The organism is bacterium, assembly GCA_020444065.1.
Taxonomy (GTDB): Bacteria; Sumerlaeota; Sumerlaeia; order SLMS01; family JAHLLQ01; genus JAHLLQ01.
On the sequence record JAHLLQ010000009.1, the window covers coordinates 136,929 to 149,713 of the forward strand.

The following is a 12,785-nucleotide window of genomic DNA, read 5'->3' on the forward strand; positions in this document are numbered from 1 at the left end:
TGTTTCCTGTCGTGTCAGCTCGCAAGAACGGCCCTGTTTATGCTAGCTCTCGTAATGGAGCCATGTGACTTTGGAGGTAGGTGAATCATGAAGACCACTTCCTTGTTTATCGCACTGTTGAGTGCGACAATTCTGCTCCTCGGATGCGGGAGCGACGAGTCGCCGGCCCCCGCTGGCGGAGAGACTCAGCATGCCGAACATGCGGAGACGCACGACGGGCATCATCACGCTCACGGTACCGTGGGGCCGCACGGCGGGCCGTTGTTCCATCTGACGCCGACCGCCCTGGCGGAGATCTTTGTGGATCCCGAAACCGGCGACGCGGCGGCATACCTCTTCAGCGAGCAAATGGACCCGCTGCAGATTGAGGTAGCCCGCGGCGAGGAACTGACAATCACGGCGAGTCCGGCCGTGGGCGATCCGATCACGGTGGATCTGGCGCCGGATGCCAGTTCTCTGGACATCACCGCGACCAGGCTGAAGGGAAATGCGCCGGAACTGGAAGGCATCGAATCGTTCGAGGGCGTGCTGGTAGGGCACCTGAATCTGATGTCGGAGAACACGACCATTCACGCGACGTTCCACTGGCCGGCGCCGCATCATGATGATGAGGCGGATCATGCTGAGTAGTCTGCGCAACTTGTGGCTGATCGGGAAAACGATCCTGATCGAGTCCGTTCGCCGACGCGAGATCTACATCGTCGTGCTTGTGGCGCTGGCGATGATCATCTCGCTTCGTTTCTTCAGCTTCTTCGATCTGGAGGGGCTCGGGAAATTCTATCGCGAAGTGGCGATGAAGATCATGAACGTCGCGACGGGCCTGACCGTGATTGTGTTGTCCGCACGCCAATTGCCTCGCGAGTTCACACAACGAACGCTGTATCCGCTGCTCGCGAAACCCGTCTCGCGCTTCGCGTTCGTGATGGGCAAGTTCTTCGGAGTGCTGATGGCTGCAGCGTTTTGTTACGCGATCTTTATGGTCATCTTCATCCTTGGAAACCTGACGCTGAAGACTCCGTTCAATGTGCCCCTCTTCATTCAAGGCATCTACCTGCAATTGTGGAGCCTCGCCATTCTGGCCGCGATGTCGTTTCTTCTTTCGCTGCTTTTGAACACAGATGCGGCCGTGACGATCGCCACGATCCTGTACCTTGGATCGCAGATTCTGCTGGCGATGCTGACCTATGTGTATCCGGAGATGGGGCCGATCTATCGCAAGGTGATCGTTGTTGTGTTATACGCGATTCCACAACTGACCTTGTTCGATGCGTCGGGTCGAATCGTGCACGGTATCTGGGATGCGCTGTCGCTAAAGACGATGATGGGGCTGACGCTCTACGGCGCGATCTACACGGGCCTTTACCTGGGGCTGGCAAGCTGGCTGTTCAGGAGGCGTGCGCTATGAGATCCACGCTTCTCGTTACCTGGGGTGTCTTCATCGAATTCCTTCGCCGGCGGGATTTCTACATCATGCTGATCCTGCTGGCGCTGTACCTGACCGGCGTCGTTGCGATGCGCATCATTGGCGTGGAGGATGTCTATACGGCGCGATTCCTGATGAGTCTCGGCCTTTCGCTCAGTGCATCGCTGGCCGCGATTCTGACGGCCGTGTTCACTGCTCGCGAGTTGCCCGACGAGTTCGAGAATCGAACTATCTATCCGATGCTCGCGAAGCCGATCTCGCGGTTCTCGCTTTTGCAGGGCAAACGGCTTGGCGTGCTCACAATCGGCGTCCTGACGCTATGGGGGTTCTCGCTGCTGGCGTGGTTGCCTGTGCCGAATGCACCGGATCAGCAATTCAGCCAGTTGTTGTTGGTGCTCGTTCTGCGGAGCCTCGCGCTCTGGTTGCTGGCAGATTTTGTAATGTTGCTGTCCATTCGTCTTTCAGCCGTCGTTTCGGCCAGCCTTGGGCTGGCGTTGTGGTTTGTCGGCAGTCCCGTGATCAACATGGTTGTGCGCGAGTTCGATTCGTTGCCCTCGCTGCAAACGATCATGCAATACGTGCTCTCGATCTTGCCGGACTTCTCGATTTTCGATTTCACGCAGAACTACGTGCAGGGTCTGGCGCCCGCGGTGACAAGTTCCACATTGGGCGGCGTGCTGCTTTACTTCGTCGGGCTGGCAATCCTCTACAACGGTGGAGCCATCTGGTTCTTCAGCCGGAGGAGGTTGTGATGAAGGCAACTCCCGTGGCGATGATTCTTGCCGGCCTGCTGATCGCAGCCGCGGCCGGTCCTTCCGTGCGTGCCAAAGCGGACGCCGATCGCAAGCGCGCGTTCGAAGGGCTGACCACTTACGAAATCGAGAAGCGAAATACGAATCCCTTTGCCGTTATCATGGGCGAGATGCGCACCAGCGCCGCAGACTTGATGTACGTGAAAACGGAGCGCTACATTCACTCCGGTGTTGGCTACACGCCGCATCTTTCTACGGAAGAGATGGCGCGCAGTGGTGCCGTGACGACCGGGACCGCCGATGAATCTGGCGGATCCACTACGATCATCCCGACGGTGCGCGATGACTTCCGTGGACCGATCGGCGATCTGGAACGCGCCGTCAAACCCTACGTCGATCCGTCAAAGGAACACATGGCACACATCGGCGGAGAAGAGGTCCTACCCTGGTTCCGAGTCATGACCGCAGCCGATCCCCATTTCATACGCGGCTACCGCATCGGGGCGATGTGGCTGATCAATACGCGCAAGTGGGATCAGGCTTACGACTTCATCCAGGAGGGAATTCGCTACAACGAAGGAAACCCGGAGCAATTCCGCCTCTACACGTCCCTCATCACGTACTACATCAAAACCTGGACGGTTCGCGACAGTCACCAGGGCAACGATTGGGTGGAGCCCGCCCTGAAGGCCGCGCGCACGGCGTATCGACTCGGGCTGGCGGAGCGCCCGCCGCTCGGCGAGGAAGGCGCGATGGGCAAGCACGTTGTCTGGACCACTGACCTGGAAGAGGATTTCCTTTCGGCGGCACGCTACGTGCCGATCTTCTTGCGCCGCCTGGGGCGCAACGACGAGGCACTGCAGTTCGCGCGACAAGCCGTGAAACAGGCGCCAACAGACGGCCCGTTGTCCGAGATTCTGCGGGATCTCGAAGCAGAAGCGGCACCAGCCAACTGATCTGGCCGCTTGTTTGCTTCACTGAACCCTGCAAGCAAGCAACGACTGATTTGTGGTCAAAGGAGAACTCCAAATGAAGTATGTTTTGATAAGCGGTGGACTATTGGTGAGCCTGGCAGTCCTAGCGTTCGTGCTCGTGGGCTGCATCAGCACGGTTCCGGCAGGAGGGGGATCAAAGAGCGCTTCGGGCGTCGAGCGCGATCCGTCGGAGATTTTGCCCGTCGGCGTCGAGGCCCCCGATTTCGAGGAAACCGACCAGAACGGCAACGTCGTGAAGCTATCCGACTTCGCCGGCAAGAACAACGTGGTCCTGATTTTCTATCCGGGCGACATGACACCCGGCTGTACGAAGCAGCTTTGCACGGCGCGCGACGATTACTCGAAGTACCAGAATCTGGACGCCGTGGTCTTTGGTGTGAATCCCGCCGGCGCGGGCTCGCACATGAATTTCGCCGAACGCTACGAGTTCCCCTTCCCGCTGCTGGCGGACGAGGACGGCTCGATGGTTCGTCACTACGGGTGCCGCGGAATCGGCGGCATCACCACGCGCACGGTCTACGTGATCGACAAAGAAGGCAAAATCGTCTTCGCCGAACGCGGCATGCCGTCGACACACACCATTCTGGAAAGTCTGAAGTAAGAGGTCGTACAACTAGATCGCTGAAGGGGCAGGCGGCTGGTTCGCCTGCCCCTTTCTTCATTTTACAAGACGACTCGCCAGGCCGGAGCATTCCGCCTCCCTCAAACTCCAGGAGTGCTGAGCGGACGAGGCGCTTTACACGAATCTCTCGTACTTGCCGCTCGTTGCTTCACCCAGGATGTCGCAAACGTCGTCCAGGCACTCCTCAATATCTTCTGGTCTCAGACATTCTTCTTTGGCATGGTCGAAATCTCGGAATTCCATTTCGTTGAGCAGTACTACGTCTTCGGGAACAGGCCATTCCGGGGCTGCGGTCTCCCAAACTCTCCAACCGAGCGATTCGATGTGATTGAGGCGATTGAAGAAAGGGAGCGCAACCTGGCGGAGCGCACGACCTGTTCTCAGAGACGCCTCGATCTTCTCACTTGCTTTCTTATTCGGTGAATCAATCTTCGGAATGAGCCAGAGGCTGTCGATAATCCGAGGTGAGCCGTCTCTCGGATAGGACGACCATGCGTAGTGCGCCTGCAGAATCGTCCAACTGGAGATTAGAAAAGGCGGGGCAAGCTGCAGATTCTCGTGCATCGCTTCCTCGGCGGATTGGCCTTCGGCCAAGCGGCTCGTCTGGCGGCACAACATGACAGGGCCGTCTGCCGGCGAACCAGCGCCAGCAAGAGCAAAATCGTAGAGCCCCACCATGTAGCGGAAGCGATCGCCCGAGAAGTGCTTATGCAGGGCAAGACGACGCAGGGCTGACTGAACTGTGTCCCTGATCCCTTCGAGCGTGGGTACGCTGCAACGTATCCCAATGCGAAATGCCCGGAGCGGTTCGCCGTCCCTGCTCTCAACGACAAGCGGATCGACGAGCACGCCCATCGGGGGATCGAGTGTTCGAGGTGCAGGGGTGAGGGGCATAGTGATGAAGGTCCAGAGACTCTAATGAAGGCCACGATTACTGGATGCCCTGCCGGTACGCAATCACGACGGCGTTGAGTTCGCTGGTTGTCAAGATTCCGTTGCCATCGGCGTCAGCACTTGAGGGCACCGGGGCGAGGCCACGGAAGGCGACCACTGCTGCGTTGAGTTCGACCAGTGTGACGACTCTGTCGCCGTTTGCATCGCCTGGCGTTGGGCTGATTGAGTACGTGATCCATTCGAGATCGTAGCCGCCATCATCGGTGTCGCGTCCCGTTCCATTGTTCCAGATGGCGACCGTTCGTCCAATCGTGTTGCGGGCAAGGCTGAGGTAGTAGCCGTAGTCCGGCGGCGGCAACTCGTGACGCGGCCGTTCCTGGAAATCAGGCATCAGATCGAACACCATCCCGAACCATCGTTCCGGATCTACCGAGTCAGCCACCGACCAACCGACGAGATATCCACTGCTGGATGGGATGGCCGAGATTCGCGCCAGATCCGATACACCCCATGGGCCATACTGGGGGTGATCAATTGCAAGGTCCATCGCGAGCGTTTGAGAAGTTCCCCCGTCATTGACCTGAAATGCTCCGATGCTGCGGCCGCCGCTTCCATCGGATTTCTGGTAGAAGAGCTTCCAGTGATCGGACTCGGGCGCGACTCCGAAGAGGCGGGAGTAACCTTCGTTGGAAACCTCCGCAGGTACGGTATCCAGTACGGATCCATCGCTGCCGACGCGCATGGCTCGCAGCCCGTATACCGGCCACCCATCATCGTAATAGCTAAGGAGAAAGCGACTTCCACTTGCCGAGACATCGACGCGCTCGGCCTGCGATGCAGCGGAGAGCACAACCGAGTTCATCAAGACAGTTCCATCCGGCGAGATCAGAGACCCGCATACACCGACGCTGGTCTTTCTCCAGGCCAAGAGGATGTTCTGGCCATTGTATGCGCAATCGAAGCTACTTAACGTCGCGTAATCGCCTGCCTGACCCACCAGCGTCGGCGTCGTGACGGTGCCCGAGTTCGCTGTCACCTTTGATCCATACATGCGCTCGAATGGCCAGTCGCGGCTGAAAAAGACCCAGTAGTCTTCACCGGTCGCACAAACCGTTGGATACATCTCCGGATTATAGTTCAAGGCTGCATCGATGAAAATCCCGTCCGGATCGAGGACGTTTCCCTGCTCATCAATACGCGCCACGTAGACATCGGCCCAGTAGCCTGTATCCGTGCCATAGTACTGCTCGTACCAGGCAACCAGGAAACCGGTGCCATTGGTCGCGATCTGTGGGCGGTACTGGCGGTTGTTGTCATCTTTGAATCGGGGAGTAGCTGGGGACTGAAGCGGGTAGTTGACGAGGTTCTGACGATTCGAGAGGTCGAGCAGTTCGCCGCGCGTCGTCGTTGCCAAAATCAGCAGGCCGATCGCCAGCCAAGAGGAATATCTGGAGGTCATGATTCCCTCCCTCCGGGGCGTTGGACACCAAGGGCTCCTCATCCCTCGGATTGCGCCGTGGATGTTCAACACTCACCAGACTCCGATTTGCGGCAGAGGTCAACCGAGATGGCGGAATTGAGAAAGGCGTCTGGCCCTCCCCAAATGTGGCCGACTGGCGCCACAGCACTTGCGCTCGCGGCGGGACTCTGCTGATGTGGGAGAAACTCCTCGTTCGGGGGCAGCGCTCATGAAAGTCGTTATCGCTCATCGCGACGGATCGCCCAAGGTGGTGGACCTGCCAGAGCCTGCGCTCGGGCGAAACACCGTGCGCGTGCGCGTGTCCCATTCGGCGGTTTCGCTGCCGGAGGAGATGGATGCACTGAAGTCGGTCGAGGGACGCCTGAAGCCCGACGAGGACGGTCTGCCGCTCGGATCTTCCTGCAGTGGCTTGATCGAAGATTTGGGCAGCGACGTGCGGAGCCTGAAGAAGGGCCTGCGCGTGGCGGCGTTCGGGCGCCCGTATGTTTACCATGCAACACATCTGAGTGTGCCGGAAAACATGCTCGTCGAATTGCCGAAGAAGGTGAATCACGAGGAGGGGGCGTTTGCGGCACAAGGCGCGCGAGCTATGCACCTGTTCCGCCAGTCGGGCGTTGAGCTGGGCGGATCGCTGCTGGTCTTCGGCGGCGGGATGATGGGAATCCTGGTTGCGCAGATCGCTCGCGCGGCCGGGGCGGCGGTTCTGCTGATCGATGACCAGGAGCACCGCTTGACCAAGGCCCGCAATGTCGGAATCGCCCAGACGGCCGGCTACGATTCGAATGAGCTGGTGCGCGAAGTCAGCGCCATGACCGGTTCGCAGGGCGCCGACGGCGCAATCGTCACCGCCGACGCGACCGACAAAGCCATTGACGAAGCGGCCCAGTTGTTGCGCTTCAACGGGCGGCTGATTCTGACCGGACGCTCACCGATGCCGTTCGATTCGGACCTGTTGGTGGAAAAGGAAATCTGCGTGCGTCCGGTGACCCACGCAGGAGCCGGCCACCGCGATCCGCATTACGAGCGCGACGGCATTCGATACCCGCGCGGGCTGGTTCGTTGGACGGTTCGCGACAACGTCGTCGTGTTCCTGAACCTCGTGGCGGAACGAAAGGTGCAGATCACACCGCTGATTTCGGAGCGCCTTCCGCTCGAACGCGCTGCGGCGGCATTTGAGAAAATCCAACGCTCGCGCAACGCCGTCATCGGCGCGGTGCTGGCGATCTGACAATCAATTCCAATCGAGAAGGTTTCATGGCAGAGAAGATTATCCAGGCAATTCGCGGAATGGACGATGTGTTGCCCGCGGGTGCAAGCAGTGTTGTGTACGAATCGAAGCGCTGGACAGTGCTGCGCCGCCGCTACAGCGAGTGGGCGGAACTGCACGGCTACCGCTATATCGAAACGCCCGTCGTCGAGTACACCGAGTTGTTCAAGCGCACGTCCGGAGCGACCAGCGATATCGTGTCGAAGGAAATGTACACCTTTGAGGACCAGGGCGGTCGGTCGTTGTCGCTTCGCCCGGAAGGTTCGGCATCGGTTTGTCGCGCCGTCGTGCAGCACGGCCTTGCCGCCAGCGGCAGCGGGCTGAAGTACTACTACATCGCGCCGATGTTCCGCAGCGAACGCCCGCAGCGAGGGCGCTATCGCCAGCACACGCAGGTTGGCCTGGAAGTTTTTCGCGAAACCGATCCGACGGCGGATGCCGAAGTCATCGCCGTGCTACACGGTTTCTTCAAACGGCTTGGTCTCGACCGGTTGACCGTTCACATCAATAGCGTCGGTTCGCCCGCATGCCGTCCGGCGTATCGCGATAAGCTGATCGCTTATTTGCAGAAGTACTCCGACAAGCTGAGCGAAGATTCGCGCCGCCGATTGGACGTGAATCCGATGCGTATTTTGGATTCGAAGGACGAGGGCGATCAGGAAATCGTGGCCGGTGCGCCGATGATGTTGGATCACCTGGACGACGATTGCGCCGAGCACTTCGCGGGTGTCCGCACGGCGCTCGACAAGATGGGCGTGCCCTACGAAATCAATCCGAAGCTTGTGCGCGGGCTGGACTACTATACGAAGACGGCGTTTGAAGTGACGTGCGATTCGCTCGATGGCGCCATCAAGGTCATCGGTGGCGGCGGGCGCTATGATGGGCTGGTCGAGCAGATCGGCGGGCCACCGACGCCGGCGGTCGGATTTGGCTCCGGCATCGAACGCGTCATGCTTGCGCTGGATAGCCAGGGGATCGTTCTGGAAGACGAGCCGCGCCCCGTGACGTACATCGCCTACCTGGGCGAAGACGTGAAGTTCGATGCGTTGGCCGTGGCGGAAAACCTGCGTCGCGAAGGCATCGAAGTGGAATTCCCGTATCGTTCGCGCGCGCTCGGCAAGCAACTGACCGCGGCCGCGAAGTCCGGTGCGCGCTTTGTCGCGATCATCGGCGGCGAAGAGTGGGAGCGCGGTGAAGTCGGGCTGAAGGACCTCGTGACGCGCGATCAACGGCCGGTGGCTTTGGAGAAGTTGGCCGCCGCCATTCAATCGGCGCCGAATGCCAATTCGCCCATGCTCTAGTCCGCCAAGTCTGGCAGGATTCTTGATTCGGACTCGGGCAGGAGGCGTTGCCTGATGGACGAAAAGACGAAGAAGTGGCTGGCGATCGGCGGGATGTCCTTCGGGGGCACGGTGCTGATCGGATTGGCGACGCTGGCCCTTGTCGGCGTGATCGTCATGCGTGTGTTGACGGCGTCCGGCGTGATCGAAGGCTACCTTCCCAAGCCGAAGGTCGACAAGGCGGAGATTGGTCCGCAGGTCAATCTGGACTGGACCGTTCAGTCCATCACGGGCGACACATACCCGTTCGAGGCTGCTCGCGGGAAAGTGATCTTCATCAACTTCTGGGCAACATGGTGTCCGCCATGCCGCGCAGAAATGCCGAGCATTCAGCGCCTTTATGACGAGCTGAAGGACGAGAAGATTCGCTTCTTCATGGTCTCCAATGAGGACTATCGGACCGTCACGGACTTCATCACGGAAAAAGGGTACACATTCCCTGTCTACACTATCGATCAGGCCCCACCCGAAGAATTCATCACCCAAGGCATCCCCGCCACGTTCGTGATCAGCCCAGACGGGGAATTGATCATGACCCACGTCGGCGCCGCCAAATGGGACGACCCGGAGGTCGTGCAATTGCTGCGGGACCTGATGCCGTAGCACCGAACCAAGACAGAATTCACCACAGAGGCACGAAGGACACGAAGTTGAGATCTTGCTTCGTGCTCTTCGTGCCTTCGTGGTGCTCTCCTATTGTTCTTCCTAAAACAGCCCATCCCGTTCAGGTGGCCGCGCCAGCCATTGGCGCAAGGCTGAGAGGCGTTCATCGCTTTGGGCGTTCTGCACAGCCATGCGGAGTGCCCGGTGGCTGCCGAGCAGGATGACGAGTTTCTTGCCTCGCGTGATTCCCGTGTAGAGCAGGTTGCGGCGCAGCATGATGAAGTGTTGCGTGTGCACAATCATCACGACGGCGGGATACTCGCTGCCTTGCGATTTGTGAACCGTCATCGCGTAAGCGAGCGAAAGCTGATCGGCTTCCTCCCAGCGATATTCCACCGGGCGTTTGCCGAACAGAATGCGCAACGTCATGGACTCGCGAGAAATCGACGTGATGCGCCCGACATCGCCGTTGAACACTTCGAGGTCGTAATTGTTGCGCGTTTGAAGCACTTTGTCGCCGACGCGAAGATTCATGCCGCCAATATTGAGTGGGGCAGAATCGGGATTGAGAGTTTGCTGCAGAACCTGGTTCAACTCGTTCGTGCCCAGCCCACCGCGCCGCATCGGCGTCAGGACCTGAACATCCTCGACAGGATTGAAGTTGAACTTCTGCGGAATGCGGCGCGTGACGACCTCGATCAGCACATCGCGCAATTCCATCGGATCGTCGCGCTGGACAAAGAAGAAATCAGACTTCTCGCGCTGATCGTCCGTGCGTGGGATTAAGGGATACTGCCCTTCGTTGATGCGGTGCGAGTTGACGATGATGGCGCTGCGTTTTGCCTGGCGGAATATCGTGTCGAGTCGCGTGGTGCGAATGCGTCCGCTCTCGATCAGGTCGCCAAGGAAGTTGCCCGCGCCAACGCTTGGCAACTGATCCTTGTCGCCGACAAACACGACGGTCGCGCCGGGTTTCAGCGCTCCGAGCAAGTGATACCCGAGTGGGATGTCGAGCATTGAGCTCTCATCGACGATCAGCAGATCGACCTCAAGCGGTGTGTCCGGGCCGTACTGAAAGCGGTGCGTCTGTGGTTGGAACTTCAGCAGGCGATGAATCGTGCATGCGTCGTGGCGCGTTGTTTCGGAGAGCCGTTGGGCCGCGCGGCCGGTGGGGGAGCAGAGCGCCACGCGCACATTTTCGTCGCGCACGACGTGCAGCAGCGCACGCACGAGCGTTGTCTTGCCCGTGCCGGGGCCGCCGGTGATGACGCTGACGCCGCCTTCGAGAACGGAGTGAATCGCCTGGCGCTGCATCGGTGCGAGTCCGAATCGAAAGCGTTCCTCAAACTCATCGATGCGGCGGCCAATGTGGCTCGGGTCGACAACGGGACGCGCGGTACTGATCAGTCCATTCAGCAGGCGAGCCGCACCGGATTCAGATAAGTAGAGGCTCTGCAGGAAGACCGCATCCTGTCCCTCCGGTAGAGCAAGCCGTCGGATCAACTGTGCGCGTTGCGCTTCGTCCGCGAAGACCTGCTCGACCAACGTGGCATCCACAGCGAGCAATTCGGTCGCGTCACTGATCAACTTCTCAACCGTCACATACGTGTGACCTTCATCCGATGCGCGCGACAGCAGATGCACCAGCCCGGCGCGCACGCGGTCCGGTGAATCGCGTGCAATGCCGATGTTCGATGCCATCTGATCCGCAGTGACGAATCCGATTCCGCTGACTTCGATTCCAGCGCGATAGGGATTCGTGCGCAGGACGCTGGCCGCTTCGTTGCCGTAGTGCTTGAACAGTCGCCGCGCCAGCGCGGGCGAGATGTTGTGGCTTTGCAGGAACATCATCACTTCGTGCGTTTGGCGGTGAGACTCCCAGGCAGCACCGACGGCTTCGGCGCGCTTGCGACCGAGACCCTGGACTTCGCGCAAGCGCTCTGGCGCGTGCTCGAGAATGTCGAGCGTCTCTTCACCGAAGTGATCGACGATGCGCTTCGCGTAGGCCTTTCCGATTCCTTTGACGAGACCGCTGCCCAGGTAGGCGTGCATCATTTCCGTGTTGGTCGGCATGATCGGAACGTAGGAGGCAACCTCGAACGTCGGTCCGTGCTGGCGGTGCATCTTCCATTCGCCGTGAATGTGCAGCGGTTCGCCCGCCGCGATGCCCTTCAACGCGCCGGTGATGGAGATCAGGTCCTCCTCGTTTTCCGGTCGGAAGCGGGCCACCTGGAACAGCCCGTCGTCAGAGGCATAGACGATGCGCGCGACTGTGCCTTTGAACTCCGTCTCGGAACGGAGCTGCTGGAAGACATCGGGGGGCTTTTGTCGGCGGCGCCAATCTGACATGGCGGCAGTTTTCCGCGGGGTCGAGAGTGCGTCAATGGGTGGTATTGTCGCAGTCGTATGCTGGATTTACAGGGAACGGCGGATTTCGTGCGGTTGGGAAAAAGGCTAAGGCCAACGATTTCAAATGTATGCTGTATTGGTATGAAGGTCGCAGAGGCTTTCTCCAGGCGCACTCTCGCGCCACACCGCAAAGGAGCACTTAAGATGAAGACAACGCGTTTCGGGCAGACCCTTGCCCTGTTTGCAGCACTCTGTTTCGCGATCGCCACTGCCGGCCCGGCCGTTGCCGAAGGCGGCGAGCACATGGAGGGTGGCATGGGCCACATGGAGCATATGGAGCACAAGAAGGACGACATGAAGGCGGACGCCCACGCCGAAATGGCCAAGCACAAGGCCGCCGTCTATCCCCTCGACTACTGCATCGTCAGCGGTGAGAAGCTCGGCAGCATGGGCGAACCCGTGGAGATGAACTACGAGGGGCGCGACATCCAGTTGTGCTGTAACGGTTGCGTGAAGTCCTTCAAGGCCGACCCCGCCAAATACATCGAGAAGCTGGACGCTGCGATCATCGCGCAGCAGAAGGACAATTATCCCCTGAAGACGTGCGTCGTCAGCGGCGAGGAACTTGGCAGCATGGGCGAGCCCTTGATGCGTGTCTACGACAACCGGCTGGTGGAGTTCTGCTGCGGCGGGTGCATCAAGACGTTTGAAGCCGATCCCGAGGCCTACTTCGAAAAGATCGACAATGCCGTGATTGCGCAGCAGAAGGACAGCTATCCCCTGAAGACGTGCGTGGTCACCGGCGAGCCGCTGCCGGCCGAACCCATCATGGTCGTGAGTGGCACGCAGTTGGTGGAGCTGTGCTGCCCGGCTTGCAAGAAGGCCGTTAAGGCCGATCCGGCGAAGTACGTGGCGAAGATCCATGAAGCTGCCGAGGCTAAGAAGGAAGGCGGGATGTAATCCGCGTCCGTTGGGAAACTCTACTTTCTTGAACACGCCCCGGCCTTGATTGGCCGGGGCGTGTACTTGTTAGGGGACCCTGTTCGCCCCCTCCGGGGAC

The 12,785-nt window shown here is 59.6% G+C and carries 12 protein-coding genes; 9 read left to right on the plus strand and 3 right to left on the minus strand.

Annotated features, from left to right (window positions below):
* Positions 1-87 precede the first annotated feature (87 nt).
* From KQI84_17975 to KQI84_17995, 5 genes are all read left to right on the plus strand, one after another.
* Positions 88-630 carry a hypothetical protein gene (locus tag KQI84_17975; protein ID MCB2156769.1) on the plus strand — a complete coding sequence of 181 codons (543 nt, stop codon included), beginning with the start codon at positions 88-90 and terminating at the stop codon, positions 628-630.
* The gene (locus KQI84_17980) at positions 620-1,405 is read left to right on the plus strand and encodes an ABC transporter permease subunit (protein MCB2156770.1); all 786 of its coding nucleotides are present in this window, start codon (positions 620-622) and stop codon (positions 1,403-1,405) included. The genes KQI84_17975 and KQI84_17980 overlap by 11 nt, the downstream gene beginning before the upstream one ends.
* Positions 1,402-2,175 carry an ABC transporter permease gene (locus KQI84_17985; protein ID MCB2156771.1) on the plus strand — a complete coding sequence of 258 codons (774 nt, stop codon included), beginning with the start codon at positions 1,402-1,404 and terminating at the stop codon, positions 2,173-2,175. The genes KQI84_17980 and KQI84_17985 overlap by 4 nt, the downstream gene beginning before the upstream one ends.
* Positions 2,175-3,131: a hypothetical protein gene (locus KQI84_17990; protein ID MCB2156772.1), complete on the plus strand. Its 957-nt coding sequence runs from the start codon at positions 2,175-2,177 to the stop codon at positions 3,129-3,131. Before KQI84_17985 ends, KQI84_17990 begins: the two co-directional genes overlap by 1 nt.
* 73 nt (positions 3,132-3,204) lie before the next feature.
* Complete coding sequence (locus tag KQI84_17995; GenBank protein MCB2156773.1) at positions 3,205-3,771, plus strand: redoxin domain-containing protein; 567 nt, start codon at positions 3,205-3,207, stop codon at positions 3,769-3,771.
* A 135-nt stretch (positions 3,772-3,906) separates the two neighbouring features.
* Here KQI84_17995 and KQI84_18000 read toward each other — a convergent pair whose 3' ends face one another.
* Positions 3,907-4,686: a hypothetical protein gene (locus KQI84_18000; GenBank protein ID MCB2156774.1), complete on the minus strand. Its 780-nt coding sequence runs from the start codon at positions 4,684-4,686 to the stop codon at positions 3,907-3,909.
* Between the two features lie 37 nt (positions 4,687-4,723).
* Positions 4,724-6,145, minus strand: a complete 1,422-nt coding sequence (locus KQI84_18005; protein MCB2156775.1) for a hypothetical protein — start codon at positions 6,143-6,145, stop codon at positions 4,724-4,726.
* A 229-nt stretch (positions 6,146-6,374) separates the two neighbouring features.
* On the opposite strand from KQI84_18005, the gene KQI84_18010 reads away from it, so the two are divergent.
* From KQI84_18010 to KQI84_18020, 3 genes are read left to right on the plus strand one after another with little or no spacing between them, the layout of a single operon-like run.
* A complete protein-coding gene (locus KQI84_18010) occupies positions 6,375-7,394 on the plus strand; it encodes a zinc-binding dehydrogenase (GenBank protein ID MCB2156776.1) in 1,020 nt (339 codons plus the stop codon).
* 26 nt (positions 7,395-7,420) lie between these two features.
* Entirely contained in the window at positions 7,421-8,734 is a 1,314-nt protein-coding gene (gene hisS / locus KQI84_18015) for a histidine--tRNA ligase (GenBank protein MCB2156777.1), read from the plus strand.
* A gap of 54 nt (positions 8,735-8,788) precedes the next feature.
* A complete protein-coding gene (locus KQI84_18020; protein ID MCB2156778.1) occupies positions 8,789-9,376 on the plus strand; it encodes a TlpA family protein disulfide reductase in 588 nt (195 codons plus the stop codon).
* 102 nt (positions 9,377-9,478) lie between these two features.
* Here the strand turns inward: KQI84_18020 and KQI84_18025 are convergent, their stop codons facing one another.
* Positions 9,479-11,725 (minus strand): ATP-dependent RecD-like DNA helicase, encoded by a 2,247-nt coding sequence (locus KQI84_18025; protein MCB2156779.1) that lies wholly within the window; start codon positions 11,723-11,725, stop codon positions 9,479-9,481.
* 204 nt (positions 11,726-11,929) lie between these two features.
* Here KQI84_18025 and KQI84_18030 point away from each other — a divergent pair, with 204 nt between their 5' ends.
* The gene (locus tag KQI84_18030; protein ID MCB2156780.1) at positions 11,930-12,685 is read left to right on the plus strand and encodes a hypothetical protein; all 756 of its coding nucleotides are present in this window, start codon (positions 11,930-11,932) and stop codon (positions 12,683-12,685) included.
* Positions 12,686-12,785: the final 100 nt, after the last annotated feature.